Here is a 15,402-nt window from a genome sequence, read left to right on the forward strand (position 1 = left end):
TCAGTTGCCGTAGAAATCCACGCGGTGTGGCGTGTACGGCGTGCCTTCACCCAGGAAGCGCCGCCGCACTTCGCGGGCGCGCTCGGTGGCCGCCGCCTGCCGCGCCAGTTCGAGCGAGGCCGCGCGGTCTTGCGTGATCTGGAGCTGCTGCGACTGAATCGACTGCTTGGCCTGCAAGGCCAGAAGCTGGTTCGTCGCCTGCATCGCTTGCAGCGCGCCGGTCGCGGACTGGCTCTGGCTCACGAGGTCGGCCAGTGCGCTTTCGTCTTGCGCCAGGTTCTGCGACACCTGTGCCTGCATCCGCATCGCGGTGTGCAGGCCGTCGAGCGTGTTCTTCCACCGCTCGCGGGCATCGCGGAACATCTGATCGCCGCTGACGGTGGCCGCGTACTGCTCCGGGTACAACCGTGCGAAATCACGATCGAGGTTCTGCACGTCGTAGGCGAGCCCCTGCGCCTCGGCGATCAGGCGTTCGGTGGTGGCGAGCGTGGAGCGCAGGCGGTTGACGATGTTGAAGTCCAGATTCGCCAGGTTGCGCGCCTGGTTCATCAGCATCTGCGCTTCGTTCTGGAGCTGCTGAATCTGGTTGTTGATCTGCTCCATCGTGCGGATTGCCGTCAACGTGTTCTGCACGAGGTTGGTGGGATCGACCACGACCCACTGCGCCTGGACGGTGGAAGCGGTGCAGAGCATGGCCGCCACGGTGGCGGCGAGAAGACGCTTTTTCATGGTTGGTTCTCCGGTGGTGGGGACAGGAAGGAAGCCGCCGCCGGCGAGGACGGCAGCAGGTCGGCGGCCCAATCGAGGCCGCGATGGCGCAGCCACGCACCGGCGAAGCTGGAAGCTCCGGCCTGCATCAGCACGCGGTCGATGTCGCGTTGGTCTTGCGGCGTGGATGCGCCCGCGAAGGCGAGCGCCACTGGCCCCAAGTCGAGGTCGAACAGGCGATTGCCCAGGCGCGATTGGTAGTAGTAGTCCTGCTTGGGCTGCGCGGTGGCGACGATTTCGATCTGCCGGCTGTTGAGGCCGAAACCCTCGTAGATCGTGCGAATCTGCGGCTCGGTGGCCTGCGGGTTGGGCAGGAAAATCCGGCTCGCGCAGCTCTCGATGATCGCCGGGGCGATGGTCGAATCCTTGATGTCCGCCAGGCTCTGCGTGGCGAAGATGACGCTGACGTTCTTCTTGCGCAGCGTCTTGAGCCATTGCCGGATACGTGCGGCGAAGGACGGCTCATCGAGGAACAGCCACGCTTCATCGAGAATCAGCAGTGTGGGTGCGCCGTCGAAGCGTTCGTCGAAGCGGGCGAACAGGTAGCGCAGCACCGCTTGCACGGCGGCAGGGCTGTGCATCAGTTCTTCCATCTCGAAACCCTGCACGTCGCCGGCACCCAGGCGGTCGGCGTCCGAGTCCAGCAGCTTGCCGTGGGCACCGCCGAGCACATAAGGCGAGAGCGCCTGCCGCAGCGCATTCGATTGCAGCAGCACGGAAAGCCCCGTCATCGTGCGCTGTTCCACCGGCGCACCGGCCAAGCTCCCCAGCGCCGACCAGATGGCCGCTTTCTCGTCCGGGCCGACGGTCACACCTTCATGTAGCAGACGGCCTTCCACCCATTCGGCCGCCCAGGTGCGGTAGCCCTCCTGCTCGATGCGGACGAGCGGCTGAAAGGCCACGGCGGAGCCGTCTGCACGGCCTGCGCCATCGGCCCCAAAGTCGTAGTGCTCGCCGCCCAGCCCGAGAATGGTGGCGCGCATCGAGCGCCCCATGTCGAAGGCGAAGATGCGCGAGCCGAAGTAGCGTCGGAACTGCATCGCCAGGATGGCGAGCAAGACCGACTTGCCCATGCCTGTCGGCCCGGCCACGAGCGTATGGCCCACATCGCCGATGTGCAGCGGCAGCCGGAACGGCGTCGCGCCATCGGTGCGGGTGACGATCAGCGGCGGGCCGTCGAGGTGGTCGTTCTTCTCCGGGCCGGCCCATACCGCAGACAGCGGCATCATGTGCGCCAGGTTCAACGTGGAAACGATAGGCTGGCGCACATTCGCATAGGCGTTGCCGGGGATGGACGACAGCCAGGCATCGACCGCGTTGAGCGTTTCGGGGATGGTCACGAAGCCCCGGCCCTGGATGACGCGCTCCACCATGCGCAGTTTTTCATCGGCTGCGTCCGGGTCGGCGTCGAGCACTGTCACCGTGGCAGTGAGGTAGCCGAAAGCAACTTGATCGCTGCCCAGCTCCTGCAAGGCGGCATCGGCGTCGGCCGCCTTGTTGCTGGCGTCTGTATCGACCAGCGGGCTTTCCTGCTGGAAGATGGTTTCGCGCAGCAGCGCGACGACGTTCTTCCGTTTCGCAAACCACTGGCGACGCAGGCGACCGAGTTCCTTTTCCGCTTCGGCCTTGTCCATGCAAAGAAAGCGCGTGCTCCAGCGGTAGCCAAAGCCCAGCCGGTTGAGGTCGTCCAGCAGGCCCGGCCAGGTCGAGGTCGGAAAGCCGCGCACCGACACCACACGCAGGTGCTGGTCGCCCAGCGTGGGCGCCAGGCCACCGACGAGCGCGGAGTCGGCCAGCAGCGCGTCCAGATGGAAAGGCACTTCGGGGACGCCGATGCGATAGCGCCGCGTCGAGACGGTCGCGTGCAGGTAGGTCAGCGTCTGGCTGTCGTCCAGCCAGGCGATTTCCGGCATCACGCCGTCGAGCAGGTCGAACACGCGATCGGTTTCCGCCACGAAGGCATCGAGGCGGCCGTCCCAATCCACGCCATCGCCGGGCGAGTTCTCGTAGAGCAGCTTGGCGGCGCGGGCGCGGGATTCCTCCGGCGGCAGGAAAGCCACCGTCAGGTGATAGGCGCTCTCGAAGTGATGGCCCGATTCCTCGAAGGCGGCGCGGCGTTCTTCATCGACGAGCCAGGACAACGGTTCGGGGAAGTCGGAATGCGGATAGTCGGCGGCGGATTGGCGCTCTGCCTCGATGAACAAGGCCCAGCCAGAACCCAGCCGGCGCAGCGCGTTGTTGAGCCGTGCAGACGCGGCGATCAACTCGCCTTGCGTGGCGCTGTCCAGATCGGGGCCGCGGAATCGTGCCGTGCGCTGGAAACTGCCGTCCTTGTTCAAAACGACGCCGGGCGCGACCAGCCCGGCCCACGGCAGCCAGTCAGCGAGCAAGGCCGGGCGCTGGCGGTATTCGGCAAGGTTCAGCATCGCGGCATCCCCCTACACGTCGAGCAGCGGCTTGTGCTTGATGTGCCGGGCGAAGACCTGCATGAACTGCGGATCGACGCGCGCGCCCCAGACCGCCAGCGAATGACCGACGATCCACAGCACCGCACCAGGAATCCACAGTTGCAGGCCCAGCCCGACGGCGGCGGCCAGCGTGCCGTTGGCAATCGCCACGGTGCGCGGCGCACCGCCCATGAGGATCGGCTCGGTCAGCGAGCGATGCAGCGGCACCTCGAAGCCCGGAAGATCGCTGGCCGTGCTCATACGACGGCCCCGCCGGAGAAGCTGAAGAACGACAGGAAGAACGAGGACGCGGCGAACGCGATGCTCAACCCGAACACGATCTGGATGAGCTTTCGGAAGCCGCCCGACGTGTCGCCGAAAGCGAGCGCCAGACCCGTGGCGATGATGATGATGACCGCGACGATGCGCGCCACCGGCCCCTGGATGGAATCGAGGATGGATTGCAGCGGGCCTTCCCACGGCATCGAGGAACCGGCGGCCTTCGCCGTGCCGGCCGTCATCAGCATGACGGCGGCCAGCAGCAGGCCGTGGTGTGCCGGCGCGGCCAGGCGCCACAGGCGCGCAAGGATTGAGGCCGGATTTACGGAAAAACGGAAAGCGACAGCGTTCATCTGCGTCATGGCAGTTCTCCAGGGTGGTCAGGGGACGGGGAAGAAGGCGGCGCCAGCGCGGGAAACGGCGTTTCCAGCGCGTCCGCCAGGCGGTAGCCGGCAGCGTCGAAGCCATTGAGGCGAGCAATGCTTTTGACGTGGCGCTTGCGGCCACGGCCGGCGATGTGGATGACGACGTTGACCGCCTCGGCGATCAGCGCCCGTGGCGGGTTCACCGCCACTTCGAGAATCAACTGTTCGAGGCGCAGCAGCGCGCCCAGCGCGGAACCGGCGTGGATCGTGGCGATGCCGCCCGGATGGCCGGTGCCCCACACCTTGATGAGGTCGAGGGCTTCGCCGCCGCGCACCTCGCCCACGATCACGCGGTCGGGTCGCAGGCGCATCGTGGCGCGCACCAGCTCGTGCATCGACACCACGCCCGCGCGGGTGCGCAGCGGCACATGGTCACGCGCCGCGCATTGCAGCTCGATGGTGTCTTCGAGCACCAGCACGCGGTCGCCAGTGGCGGCGATCTCGGCCAGCAGCGCATTCGCCAAGGTGGTCTTGCCGGTGCTGGTGCCGCCCGCGATCAGGACGTTCTGCCGCTCGCGCACGGCGCGGCGCAGGAAGTCCGCCTGGCCGGCGGTCAGGATGCCGTCGGCCACATAGCGATCCAGGCCGATGATGCTCACGGCGCGCTTGCGCAGCGCGAACGCCGGCCCCGGTGCGGCCGGCGGCAAGATGCCCTCGAAGCGTTCGCCCGTCTCGGGCAGCTCGGCAGTCAGCAGCGGCTGGCCGCGATGCACTTCCGCGCCGACGTGGGCCGCGACCAGGCGGATGATGCGTTCGCCATCGGCCTCGGGCAGCTCCACGCCCAGCGGCGAGCGGCCCGACGACAGCCGATCCACCCATAGGGTGCGGTCGGGGTTGAGCATGATTTCCACCACGTCCGGGTCTTCCAGCGCGGTGGCGATCAGCGGCCCCATTGCCGTGCGCAGCATCTGGATACGGCGATCCAGCGAAGTCGCGGCCGACGAACGCGGCTCGGACGGCATCTGCGGAACGGCGTTCATGAGGCACGCTCCGCAGCACGTTCATGGGCTTCGGCCAGCGCCCCCGCGTCATCCATCCGCATCGGGTCGGGATGCAGTTCTTCCACCACGTCGCGCACCAGGCTGCGGCCACGTAGCAGATGGCGGCCGAGCTGTTCAACGAACTGCTCGAAGCGTGCCTTGCCTTGGGCGCGGGCTGCGTCCTGATGCGCCTCGGGCACTGGCGTGCTGACGGTCAGGAAGTAGCGGATGAACAGCGCCAGTGTCTCGATCTGGATGTTCTGGTCGCGCTCCAGGCGTTCGGTCTGCCGCGACAGGCGATCCAGCCGCTTGGCAATGGCGGCCTCGCGCTGATCGCCCGCGTCAGGAGACAGCCAGGACGCCAGGGCGGCGGCAACGATGCTGGACTTCGACACGCCTTTCTTGGCGGCCAGTTCGTCGAGGCGTTTGGCGTGTTCGTGCTGGATGAACAGATTGAGGCGGTACTGGCTCATAGGTCGATTCCGTCGTTGGGGTTCAGCGATGCCAGCCGGGCCGTGCGCTGCATGGCCGGGTCGAGCTGGCCGGGAAGCGGCAGCGGCAAGTCGTCGTCGTCATCGAGCAGCCCCAGGTCGTTGCCTGCGGACAGCGGTTCGGGGCTGTATTCGGTGACTTCGGTTAGCTCCGGCTGGCGGCGCGGGCCGCCGTCATCGGGGCCGCCCAGGGCATCGGCGGATACCGTCGCCGGTGCGGCGGGTACGGCCGGGATCGCCAAGCCGCTCCAGTCGTCGGCGCGGGCTGGTGGTGCGTCGGCATAGCGTGCTGCCGCCAGCACGGGCGGCGGCAGCACGCGCCGCTTGAAATTGGCGTCCGCGTAGTAGCGCAGCTTCTTCGCCTTGATCGGTGCGACGCTGGACACCATCACCACGGATTCATCGGGCGGAAGCTGCATCACTTCGCCCGGCGTCAGCAGCGGCCGCGCCGTTTCCTGGCGCGACACCATGAGGTGGCCCAGCCACGGCGCGAGCCGGTGGCCGGCGTAGTTCCGCTGCGCGCGCAGCTCGGTGGCGGTGCCCAGCGTTTCGGAGATCCGTTTCGCTGTGCGTTCGTCGTTCGTGGCGAACGTCACCCGGACGTGGCAGTTGTCGAGGATGGAGTGGTTCTGGCCATACGCCTTGTCGATCTGGTTGAGCGACTGCGCGATGAGGAAGCTGCGGATGCCGTAGCCCGCCATGAAGGCCAGTGCCGTCTCGAAGAAGTCCAGCCGGCCCAGCGCGGGGAACTCGTCCAGCATCAGCAGCAGCTTGTGACGGCGCTCGATACCGTCGGAGCCGTCGAGCGATTCCGTAAGCCGCCGTCCGATCTGGTTGAGGATCAACCGGATCAGCGGCTTGGTGCGGCTGATGTCCGAAGGCGGCACCACCAGATACAACGACACAGGAGATGCGGACGCGATCAGGTCGGCGATGCGCCAGTCGCAGCGCGACGTGACTGCGGCGACGGTCGGATCACGGTACAGGCCGAGAAACGACATGGCGGTGCTCAACACGCCGGAACGCTCGTTGTCCGACTTGTTGAGCACCTCGCGGGCGGCGGATGCGACGACGGGATGCGGTGCATCGCCCAGGTGCTTGGTCGTCATCATCCGGTGCAGCGTCAGCTCGAACGGGCACGCCGGATCGGACAGGAAATTCGCCACCCCGCGCAGGGTTTTGTCGGTGCCGGCATAGAGCACATGCAGGATGGCGCCGACCAGCAGCGCGTGACTGGTCTTTTCCCAATGGTTCCTGCGTTCGAGCGCGCCATCGGGATCGACCAGAATGTCCGCCACGTTCTGCACGTCGCGCACTTCATGCGCGCCGCGCCGAACTTCCAGCAGCGGGTTGTAGGCTGCCGACTTCGCATCGGTGGGGTTGAACAGCAGGCAATGGCTGAACCGCGAGCGCCAGCCTGCGGTGAGTGTCCAGTTTTCTCCTTTGATGTCGTGGACGACGACGGATGCAGGCCAGCTCAATAAGGTCGGCACGACCAGGCCGACGCCTTTGCCGCTGCGGGTCGGCGCAAAGGTCAAGACGTGTTCCGGGCCTTCGTGGCGCAGGTATTGGTCGCGATGCAGGCCGAGGAAGACCCCGGCCGGTTGGGTCAGCCCAGCCTTGCGGATGTCGGCGGTATCAGCCCAGCGCGCCGAGCCGTAGGTCGTGACGAGGCGCGACTGTCGCGAGCGCCATACCGACATGGCGATGGCGACCACCACGGCCAGAAGGCCGCTGCCGCCCGCAATCGCGCCGCCTATGTCGAAGACATGCGGCGCGTAGGCATCGAAGAAGAACCACCACTCGAACAGCTTCCACGGGTAGTAAACCGGCGTGCCGAAGAAATCGAACCAGGGCGAGCCAAGGCGTAGCTGATAGCCCAATGCGGCGGCTGTCCATTGCGTGGCACCCCACACACCGGCGATCACGATGCCGAAGACGGCGGCGATCTGCCCGAACAACACGCCCTGACCTTGCATAGACTGACCTCCGATTTTCCTGCGCTGATTCCTCGTTCGAGAACGGCACAAGGACGTGCCGCATGACGTGAGGATCAGTGCCGGGTCGGTGCCGGTCAAAGACCGTTATCGGAAGAAAGGTCGAGTAATTGGAAAGAATTAGAACTGCATCGAGCCAAGGAAAAACGCCGCAAGCGAAGGCGCGTTGCGGCGTGTCGAGCAGAAAAATGGAAGTTTCGTGGCGGATCGAACGCAATCAGAAATTGGGCGGCTCCTTCGGCGGTGTGTAGGGCGTATCGCCATCACCATAGAACCGCTTGCGCGTGGCTTCGGCCACCCGGTTACACAGCGCGTCGCCCAGCGTGGCACGATCGGTCTTGCACTGTTGGCGCAGCTCTTTCAGGCGCACAGGATCGGACGCCAGTTCTTCAACGGTCGGCACGTTCGTCTGCTTGGGCGTTTCGGATGGGCCGCAGGCAGTCAGCACCACGGCCAGCAAGAGCGGCATTGCCTTCTTCATGATTTGGGTTCCTCGGGGGGATCAGGAATATGACCTGGCGCAGGTCTGGCGACTTCGGGGGAGTCGATGGCCTGCACGCGCTCGACGAAACGGACCAGCGTTTCCGAAGGTTCGCCATCCAGGCGCAGCAAATAGGTCGTGAGCATCGGCGAGCGACCGACCAGCGGCCGCGCGACGACGCCCTGTTCCTGGCTGGCCGCGATATGTGCGGCGCCGGTCAGGCCCAGTGCAAAGCCTGCGGAAACCAGTGCCATCATCAGGTCGCAGGATGCCACCCGTTCGGCGACCAGTGGTTCCATGTCCAAACGGCGCAGCACACGATCAACCTGCCGGCAATGACCCTCGCACGCCTGCGGATCGCACAGCACCAGCGGATAGCGCAGCAGTTCTTCCAATGGAATGCGCTTGTGGGCCAGCAACGGATGCCGTGCCGGCACGGCTACCATCAGAGGATCGTTCCAGACGGGCAAGGCGACGATGCCATCGCCGACCTCATCGGCACGGGCAAAACCCACGTCGTACAGATCGTCATGCAGCCCCTTGATCTGTTGTGCCAGCGGCACCTCGAAGAAGCGGATTTCGACTTCTGGCTCCTCTTGCCGGCACAGTGCCAGTAAGGCTGGCAAGCGCGATGGCGTGATGCCGTCGGACAGCGCGATGCGCAACTGGCCGTGGAAACCGTTGGCGGCCGCCTTCACGCTGTCGCGCGCCTGCTGCAAGGCGGCGAAGACGCGCGGGACGTGATCGAGAAACAGCCTGCCCGCGCGGGTTAGGCGCGTGCTGCGCGTGGTACGGGCGAACAGCACCACGCCCAGTTCTTCCTCCAGTTCCTTTATGGCACGCGATAGCGGCGATTGCTCGATATGCAGCCGCTCGGCCGCACGGGCGAAGTGCAGTTCTTCGGCAACGGCCAGGAAGCAGCGAAGGTGTCTTAGTTCCATCGTGTCCTCTGCATTGTCAGAACATCAGCCTTGGCAGCGAGCTACTGCCCTGCAACATCGCCGCCGCCGATGGCCTTGTGGATGGCGACAAACCGCTCCCGCAAGCGGCCGTCGCTGGCAACCTGTTCGCGGCGGGCCTGCAACCAAGTGCGCTGGGCATCGAGTACGGTTGCAAAATCCTCCAGGCCACCGCGATAGCGGGCCTGCGCCCAGGCGTAGGCTTGGGCACTGCTATCCGTCTTTTGCTGCCACCGGCGCTGCGCCTGCTGTTCGGTGGCGTAACCGCTCAAAGCGTCATCCACTTCATGCCATGCCTTCAACACGGTCTGCTGCCAGGTGATGGCGGCTTCCTGCTGCTGCAACTCGCGCAGTCTGACGGTGGAGCGCCGTCGTCCGCTGTCGAAGATGGGCAGATCCAGGCTGGGGCCGATCGACCATGCGCGCGTGCCCCATTCACCGAAGCGTCCGCTGTCATAGGATTCGGAGCCAAAGTGCGCGCCCAGGCGAATGCCGGGGTACAGGCTGGCTTGGGCAATACCGATCTCGGCGGTCGCCCGATGCAGCCGGGCCTCGGCGGCGCGGATATCCGGTCGGCGGCGTACAAGTTCGGATGGCAGGCCCAGGGCGTAGTCCGGCATGGGCTGCGTCTCGTCAGGCGCTTTGGATGCGGCCAGCATCTGCCGCAGTTCTCCAGGCCGGGTGCCCAACAGCAGGCCGATACGGTTGACGCCCTGAACTTCCTGTTCCAACAGGCCAGGAAGCTGCGCACGCAGCCCTGCCAGTTGCGTGCGCTGGCCTTCTGTGTCCAGGTCGCTGCCCAGGCCGTGGCGCACCTGCGCCTGGATCAGTTCGAGCCGGGCCTGCAATGCTTCGATATCGTCGCGAGCCAACCCGATCAGCCGCTGTGTGGTGCGCAACTCGAAGTAGCTGCGTGCCAGCTCACTGGCGATGCTCAGGCGCGCGGCGTCGAGCAAGGCGGCCGAGGCGTCGATGTCGGCATCGGCCGCTTCTACCGAGCGCCGCACGCGGCCCCACAGGTCTAGTTCCCAGCTCGCGTCGAAGCCAGCCTGATAGAAGGTGTAGGGTTCGCCCAGCGCTTCGGCCAGGGCGTCGCGGTTGCCGCCAGCCAATTGATCCAGGACGCGGTAGTTGGCGGCGTACTCGCTGGTGCGCTGGCGGGATGCGCCGGCCTCGATCCCGACAGCCGGCCCGCGCTGTGCTGCCACCGTCTGGCGTTGCACGCGAGCCTGGGCATAGCGCAGCGCGGCAGTCTGCAAGTCGGGACTGGCTTCCAGGGCACGCTGCTGCAAGTGGTCTAGCGTGGCGTCGCCGAAGACGCGCCACCATTGTGCCGAAGGCGACCCTGGCGAGCCGGCCGGCCCAACGACCTCGGCCCCGCCGCTGCGCCAGGAAGACCAATCATCCGGCGCTGGGACGGGCGCGGGTCTGAAGTCGGGGCCGACTGCGCACCCGGTCAGCGCCAGGGCCAGCAGGCTAGGAACCAATGGGCGAAGGGAAAGGAAGATCATGGCATGGCTCCCGTCAGGCAAAGCGGTTGCGGAACAGCCACGCGGCCAGCGGCAAGGTGACGGCGGCCACGGCCAGCATGGGAATGAAGTCGGCGGCCACGTCGGCCAGACCCGCGCCTTCCAGGTACACGCGGCGCACCAGATCGATGGCGAAGCGCAGCGGATTGGCGTAGGTGGCGACCTGCAAGCCATCGGGCATGTTGCGCACCGGCGTAATCAGGCCCGAGAGCAGGATCAGCGGCATCATCAGCACGAAGGCGTAGACCATCGCCTGCTGCATGTTGGCCGACAGCGCGGAGACCGACAGGCCGATGCCCACGCAGGCCGTGGTGAACACCAGCAGCCCGAGGTAAAGCGTGGACACTGCGCCCGCCATCGGGATGCGGAACCAGAACAGCGCGATGGCAAGGATCAGGCTGGCCTGGATCACGCCGACCAGCACCGCCGGCAGCGCCTTGCCGATCAGAATGTCGGTGGGCGTCAGCGGCGTGACCAGTAACTGGTCGAAGGTGCCCTGTTCGCGCTCGCGCGCCACCGACAGCGCCGCCAGAATCAGTGTCTGGATCATGCTCAGCGCCGCGATCAGGCCCGGCACGATATTCCAGCGCGTCTCCAGGTTCGGGTTGAACCAGGCCCGCGTCTCGATCCGTACCGGGGACAGCATGGCGCCCGGCAGGCGGGCGTTGTAGTCAGCCACCAGCGCGGCGACGTGCCCGGCCGCCATGCCCGCCGTGGTCGAGTTGCGGCCGTCGAGCACCAGTTGCGCTGGCGCGTCCTGGCCTGCGGCGATACGCTCGGCGAAGTCGGGTGCGATGTGCAGCACCATCAGGGCCTGGCTGCCGTCGATGACCTTCGCGATCTCGGCGGGCGTGCGCAGCGTGGCGACATGCCGGAACACGCCGGCGGCGTCGAAGCGGGCGATCAGCTCGGTGGACGCCGCGCTGCGGCTCTGGTCGAGCACCGCATAGGGGACGTGGTTGAGGTCGTAGGTGGCGCCGTAGCCGAACATCATGGTCTGCACCAGGACCGGCGCGATCAGGATCACCCGGTTGGCCGGATCTTTAAGAATGGCCAGCAGTTCCTTGCGGCAGAGAAAGCCGATGCGGCGGATGAAGGCGATGAAGGTCTCCATCTCCGTCAGTCCAGGCGCTTGCGCGTGCGCAGTCGTGCCGCGTTGAAGAGGAGCACGGCATAGCCGGCCAGCACCGCCCAGTTCCGCGCGATCAGCGGCCAGTGGTCGCCGGCCAGGAACGAGGTCTTGATCAGTTCCATGAACCAGGTCGCCGGCAGGATGGAGCCCACCACCCGCACCGGCGCGGGCACGTTGCGCAGGTCGAACAGGAAGCCCGAGAGCATCAGCGCCGGCAGGAAGCTGGCCAGCACCACGATCTGGCTGGCCAGGAACTGGTTGCGCGTGGCGGCGGAGATCAGCAGGCCCATGCCCAGCGCCACGAACAGGTAGAGCGTCGAACTGACCAGCAGCACGGTCAGCGAACCGTGCAGCGGCACCTGGAACAGCAGCCGCGCCGCCAACAGGCACAGCGCCAGCCCGAGCATGCCGACCGCGAAATACGGGATGAGCTTGGCCAGCAGGATTTCCATCGAGCGCACCGGCGTGACGAACAGCGCTTCGAGCGTGCCGCGCTCCCATTCCCGCGCCACCACCAGCGCCGTCAGGAAGGCGCCCACCAGGGTCATGATCAGTGCGATCAACCCCGGCACCAGATACCAGGTGCTGGTGTTGGCGGCGTTGAACCACATGCGCTCGACCACCCGAACGCCCGGCGGCGCACCGGCCCGGCCCAGGCGGTCGGCCTGCTGCTGTTGCCAGTGGGCGATGGCGCCGTTGACGTAGCGCCCCAGCGTGGCCGCACTGTTGGCGTCGGTGCCGTGCAGCAGCAGTTGAATCCGGCCATCACCCGCTGCGAGCCGGCGGGAGAAGTCGGCCGGCACGCGCACGATGCCATCGACCCGGCGTTCGCGCAGAAGTTGCTCGGCCTCGGGAAAGGTGTTGACCCAGGTCGGCGACAGATAGGGCGAACCGGCCAGGCCCGCCACCACGTCGCGCGCCGTGGGCGAGGCATCTTCCAGCACCACGGCCAAGGGGGCGTTGCGCGTGTCCAGCGACAGCCCGTAGCCGAAGATCAGGATCAGCACGATGGGCAGCACGATGCCGATGGCCAGGTTGCTCGGATCGCGCAGCAACTGGCGGAACTCCTTGCGGGTCAGCGCCGCAAGCCGTCGGCGGAAGCTGCCGTGCGATGCATGCGCCTGTCCGCTCATGACACCGCTTCCACATGCCGAAGCTGTGCGCGCGCCTGCTCGACGACGGCGATGAAGGCCGCGTTCATGTCGGCCGCGCCGCCGTCGCCCGCGCGTTGGCGCACGTCGTGCGGCGTGCCGATGGCGAGCAGCGTGCCCGCGTCCTGGATCACGATGCGGTCGCAGTATTCGGCTTCCTCCATGAAATGGGTGGTAACGACGATGGTGGTGCCCGCCGCCGCCAATGCGGTGATGCGGCGCCAGAACGCACGCCGGGCCAGCGGGTCGATGCCGCTGGTGGGTTCGTCCAGGAACAGGATGTCCGGCACATGCAGCAGCGCAGCGGCCATCGCCAGTCGCTGCTTGTAACCGCCCGGCAGGTCGCCGCTGCGCGCATGGGCCTGTTGCGTCAGGTCGTACTGCTGCAGCAGCGTGGCGATGCGCTCGCGCAAGGCCGCGCCCGACAGGCCATAGGCGCCGCCGAAGAACGCCAGGTTCTCGGCGACGGAAAGATTGCCGTAGAGCGCGAACTTCTGCGACACGTAGCCGATGCGCCGCCGCGCTGCCGCCCGCGTGGTGCGCAGGTCCACGCCCGCCACGCGCAGATGGCCGCTGCTGGCCGGCAGCAGGCCGCAGAGCATGCGGAAGGTCGTGGTCTTGCCCGCGCCATTGGGGCCGAGCAGACCGAAGATTTCCCCGCGCCGCACGCTGAAGGTGGTGCTGGCGACGGCCGTGAAGTCCCCGAAACGGCGCACCAGGTCGCGGACTTCGATGGCGGGCGCCTGGTCGTCAGGCTCTGGCGGATGGCCGCTGCCGCGCTCGTCCGGCAGGTGTGGCACCTCGGTTGGCTGCTGCGCCCTCAACAGGGTGAGCACACCATCCTCCAGCCGCGCCGGGACGGTCTTGCATGCGGCGTCCCCCAGCAGCGCATGGATGCGTGCCGGGTCGGCATCCGGTCGCTGGATGAAGCGAACCTCGCCACCCTCTGGCACCGCGTCGATGATGCTGGCGGCCGCATCCAGCAAGCGGGCCTGCAACGTGCGGGCCGGCATGCCGGCGGGCGGCGTGGCGATGCGGCACAGCCCCTCCGCCGGTTCGCACAGCGATTGCGGGCGGCCTTCGGCCAGCACCTTGCCCTGGTGCAGCACGAACACCTGGGCGCAGCGCTCGGCCTCGTCCAGATAAGCGGTGCTCACGACGACGCTGAGCCGTTCGTCTGCCACCAGTTGCTGCACGATCTGCCACAGCTCGCGGCGCGACAGCGGATCGACGCCAACGGTGGGCTCGTCCAGCAGCAACAGATCGGGCGAGCGCACCAGGGTGCAGGCCAGCCCCAGCTTCTGCTTCATGCCGCCGGAGAGCTGGCCGGCAAGCCGTCCGGTGAAGCGGGCCAGGTCGGTCATCGCCAGCAGGCGCGCGAAACGCTCGCGCCGCTGCGCCGGGGCCACGCCGTGCAGATCGGCGTACAGGTCGAGGTTTTCCTGCACGCTCAGATCCTCGTAGAGACCGAAGCGCTGCGGCATGTAGCCGATGCGGTCCTGCACCGCCTGCGGCTGCGCGGCCACGTCCAGGCCCAGCACATGCAGCGAACCCGCGCCCGGCCGCATCAGCCCGGCGACCAGCCGCAGCAGCGTGGTCTTGCCCGCGCCGTCGGGGCCGACCAGCGCCGTCAGGCGGCCGGCCGGGATGTCCAGTGCAACGCCATCGAGCGCCGGGACACCGCTGAACGATTTGACCAGGCCACGCGCCTGTACCACCGGCGCCGCCGTCATGGGTGCCTGCCTCGCGGCGCGTCGAGCGCCAGCGTCACGGTGGCCGGCATACCCAGGCGCAGGCGGTCGTCGGTATCCTGAACGCGCACGCGAATCTCGTAGACCAGGCTGGTGCGCAACTCCTCGGTCTGCACCGATTTCGGGGTGAACTCGGCCACCGACGAGATATATCCCACCGTCCCGTCGATGGCTTGATCGGGATGGCTGTCGGTGCTGACCCGCGCCGGCATGCCGGCACGCACATGGCCCAACTGCGGTTCGGTGATATAGGCACGTATCCACTTCGGATCGGCCAGCGCCAACGCGAAGACCGGCTTCTGCGGCGAGGCCATGTCGCCGACCTCCAGCAAGCGCGAGCGGATCACTGCGGCGGCAGGCGCCTTCAATTCGGCTTGCGCCAGACGATGCTCCAGCAACGCCAGTTCCGCACGTGTCGCGCGCAGTAGCGCCTCGGCCTGCGCGATGTCTTCGTCCCGTGGCCCCAGTCGTGTCAGTTCCAGCGCCTTGCTGGCATCCTGCTTTTGAGCAAGCGCCACCCGTAGCCGGGCGGCGGCCTGTTCGAGTTCCTGTCGGCTGACTGCGCGGCCATCGGTGTCCTGAGCGATGTTGCGCAAACGGTTCAATTCCTGTTGGGCGAGAACCGTATCGGCTGCCGCCGCCTCTGCACGGGCCTGCGCCTGGCCGATTTCCTCCGGCCGAGAGCCGTTGCGCAGGCGCAGCAGCGCTTGCTCCTGGGCTTCGACCGCAGCGCGGGCTTGCTCTACCTGCAAGGCGAGCGTGCGGGTGTCGAGCACGGCCAACACCTGTCCGGGCTGCACCCGGTCGCCTTCCTCGGCGCGCAATTCGTGGATGCGCTCGCTGCCGCCGAAGGCGAGCGAGACCTGGCGGACATCGACATTGCCATACAGCACCAGCGCGTCGCCGGGTACTGTGGAACGGGTCATCCACCAGGCTCCAGCCCCCACGAGGGCCAATGCGACGACTCCTGCGATGACCCGCTTTTTCATGATCGGACTCCCTGGACGAGTGC

General features: G+C 67.1%; 14 protein-coding genes and 1 pseudogene. All 15 read right to left on the reverse strand.

All coding sequences use genetic code 11. The annotated features are described in order from the left end of the window. The 15 genes and pseudogenes from trbJ to ACFOMF_RS11845 all read right to left on the reverse strand — a co-directional run bounded on the left by trbJ (position 1) and on the right by ACFOMF_RS11845 (position 15,379). A complete protein-coding gene (gene trbJ, locus ACFOMF_RS11780; protein ID WP_386365022.1) occupies positions 1-729 on the reverse strand; it encodes a P-type conjugative transfer protein TrbJ in 729 nt (242 codons plus the stop codon). Beyond that, positions 726-3,194 (reverse strand): conjugal transfer protein TrbE, encoded by a 2,469-nt coding sequence (trbE, locus tag ACFOMF_RS11785; protein WP_386365024.1) that lies wholly within the window; start codon positions 3,192-3,194, stop codon positions 726-728. Before trbE ends, trbJ begins: the two co-directional genes overlap by 4 nt. Positions 3,195-3,206: 12 nt before the next feature. Next, positions 3,207-3,476: a VirB3 family type IV secretion system protein gene (locus ACFOMF_RS11790; RefSeq protein WP_104644398.1), complete on the reverse strand. Its 270-nt coding sequence runs from the start codon at positions 3,474-3,476 to the stop codon at positions 3,207-3,209. Beyond that, positions 3,473-3,856 (reverse strand): TrbC/VirB2 family protein, encoded by a 384-nt coding sequence (locus tag ACFOMF_RS11795; RefSeq protein ID WP_386365026.1) that lies wholly within the window; start codon positions 3,854-3,856, stop codon positions 3,473-3,475. Before ACFOMF_RS11795 ends, ACFOMF_RS11790 begins: the two co-directional genes overlap by 4 nt. Beyond that, positions 3,853-4,899, reverse strand: a complete 1,047-nt coding sequence (trbB, locus tag ACFOMF_RS11800) for a P-type conjugative transfer ATPase TrbB (RefSeq protein WP_386365028.1) — start codon at positions 4,897-4,899, stop codon at positions 3,853-3,855. Before trbB ends, ACFOMF_RS11795 begins: the two co-directional genes overlap by 4 nt. Continuing rightward, on the reverse strand, positions 4,896-5,372 hold the full coding sequence (locus ACFOMF_RS11805) for a CopG family transcriptional regulator (protein ID WP_386365030.1): 477 nt from the start codon (positions 5,370-5,372) through the stop codon (positions 4,896-4,898). Before ACFOMF_RS11805 ends, trbB begins: the two co-directional genes overlap by 4 nt. Beyond that, positions 5,369-7,369 carry a conjugal transfer protein TraG gene (locus ACFOMF_RS11810; protein WP_386365032.1) on the reverse strand — a complete coding sequence of 667 codons (2,001 nt, stop codon included), beginning with the start codon at positions 7,367-7,369 and terminating at the stop codon, positions 5,369-5,371. Before ACFOMF_RS11810 ends, ACFOMF_RS11805 begins: the two co-directional genes overlap by 4 nt. 235 nt (positions 7,370-7,604) lie before the next feature. Beyond that, positions 7,605-7,868 (reverse strand): EexN family lipoprotein, encoded by a 264-nt coding sequence (locus ACFOMF_RS11815; RefSeq protein WP_043550057.1) that lies wholly within the window; start codon positions 7,866-7,868, stop codon positions 7,605-7,607. After that, on the reverse strand, positions 7,865-8,809 hold the full coding sequence (locus ACFOMF_RS11820) for a LysR family transcriptional regulator (protein WP_386365034.1): 945 nt from the start codon (positions 8,807-8,809) through the stop codon (positions 7,865-7,867). Before ACFOMF_RS11820 ends, ACFOMF_RS11815 begins: the two co-directional genes overlap by 4 nt. A 41-nt stretch (positions 8,810-8,850) precedes the next feature. Further along, entirely contained in the window at positions 8,851-10,338 is a 1,488-nt protein-coding gene (locus ACFOMF_RS11825; RefSeq protein ID WP_386365036.1) for an efflux transporter outer membrane subunit, read from the reverse strand. A gap of 13 nt (positions 10,339-10,351) precedes the next feature. Further along, positions 10,352-11,470, reverse strand: coding sequence for an ABC transporter permease (locus tag ACFOMF_RS11830; protein WP_386365038.1), 1,119 nt, complete (start codon positions 11,468-11,470; stop codon positions 10,352-10,354). A 5-nt stretch (positions 11,471-11,475) separates the two neighbouring features. Continuing rightward, positions 11,476-12,621, reverse strand: coding sequence for an ABC transporter permease (locus tag ACFOMF_RS11835; protein WP_386365040.1), 1,146 nt, complete (start codon positions 12,619-12,621; stop codon positions 11,476-11,478). Next, positions 12,618-13,652 (reverse strand): ABC transporter ATP-binding protein, encoded by a 1,035-nt coding sequence (locus ACFOMF_RS18395; RefSeq protein WP_449342991.1) that lies wholly within the window; start codon positions 13,650-13,652, stop codon positions 12,618-12,620. The genes ACFOMF_RS11835 and ACFOMF_RS18395 overlap by 4 nt, the downstream gene beginning before the upstream one ends. A 237-nt stretch (positions 13,653-13,889) precedes the next feature. After that, positions 13,890-14,372: pseudogene (locus ACFOMF_RS18400) on the reverse strand (ABC transporter ATP-binding protein); the annotation flags it as partial. Beyond that, on the reverse strand, positions 14,369-15,379 hold the full coding sequence (locus tag ACFOMF_RS11845; RefSeq protein WP_386365044.1) for an HlyD family efflux transporter periplasmic adaptor subunit: 1,011 nt from the start codon (positions 15,377-15,379) through the stop codon (positions 14,369-14,371). The pseudogene ACFOMF_RS18400 and the gene ACFOMF_RS11845, both read right to left, overlap by 4 nt. Positions 15,380-15,402: the final 23 nt, after the last annotated feature.

It is taken from the genome of Stutzerimonas tarimensis (assembly GCF_042648805.1).
Taxonomy (GTDB): Bacteria; Pseudomonadota; Gammaproteobacteria; order Pseudomonadales; family Pseudomonadaceae; genus Azomonas; species Azomonas tarimensis.

Excerpts from the sequence above, each read along its gene's own strand:
- ACFOMF_RS11830 (WP_386365038.1), bottom strand. The coding sequence starts at position 11,470 with ATGGAGACCTTCATCGCCTTCATCCGCCGCATCGGCTTTCTCTGCCGC.
- ACFOMF_RS11825 (WP_386365036.1), bottom strand. The coding sequence starts at position 10,338 with ATGATCTTCCTTTCCCTTCGCCCATTGGTTCCTAGCCTGCTGGCCCTG.
- ACFOMF_RS11805 (WP_386365030.1), bottom strand. The coding sequence starts at position 5,372 with ATGAGCCAGTACCGCCTCAATCTGTTCATCCAGCACGAACACGCCAAA.
- ACFOMF_RS11810 (WP_386365032.1), bottom strand. The coding sequence starts at position 7,369 with ATGCAAGGTCAGGGCGTGTTGTTCGGGCAGATCGCCGCCGTCTTCGGC.
- trbB (WP_386365028.1), bottom strand. The coding sequence starts at position 4,899 with ATGAACGCCGTTCCGCAGATGCCGTCCGAGCCGCGTTCGTCGGCCGCG.
- ACFOMF_RS18395 (WP_449342991.1), bottom strand. The coding sequence starts at position 13,652 with ATGCCGGCCCGCACGTTGCAGGCCCGCTTGCTGGATGCGGCCGCCAGC.
- trbJ (WP_386365022.1), bottom strand. The coding sequence starts at position 729 with ATGAAAAAGCGTCTTCTCGCCGCCACCGTGGCGGCCATGCTCTGCACC.
- ACFOMF_RS11835 (WP_386365040.1), bottom strand. The coding sequence starts at position 12,621 with ATGAGCGGACAGGCGCATGCATCGCACGGCAGCTTCCGCCGACGGCTT.
- trbE (WP_386365024.1), bottom strand. The coding sequence starts at position 3,194 with ATGCTGAACCTTGCCGAATACCGCCAGCGCCCGGCCTTGCTCGCTGAC.
- ACFOMF_RS11795 (WP_386365026.1), bottom strand. The coding sequence starts at position 3,856 with ATGACGCAGATGAACGCTGTCGCTTTCCGTTTTTCCGTAAATCCGGCC.
- ACFOMF_RS11845 (WP_386365044.1), bottom strand. The coding sequence starts at position 15,379 with ATGAAAAAGCGGGTCATCGCAGGAGTCGTCGCATTGGCCCTCGTGGGG.
- ACFOMF_RS11820 (WP_386365034.1), bottom strand. The coding sequence starts at position 8,809 with ATGGAACTAAGACACCTTCGCTGCTTCCTGGCCGTTGCCGAAGAACTG.
- ACFOMF_RS11815 (WP_043550057.1), bottom strand. The coding sequence starts at position 7,868 with ATGAAGAAGGCAATGCCGCTCTTGCTGGCCGTGGTGCTGACTGCCTGC.
- ACFOMF_RS11790 (WP_104644398.1), bottom strand. The coding sequence starts at position 3,476 with ATGAGCACGGCCAGCGATCTTCCGGGCTTCGAGGTGCCGCTGCATCGC.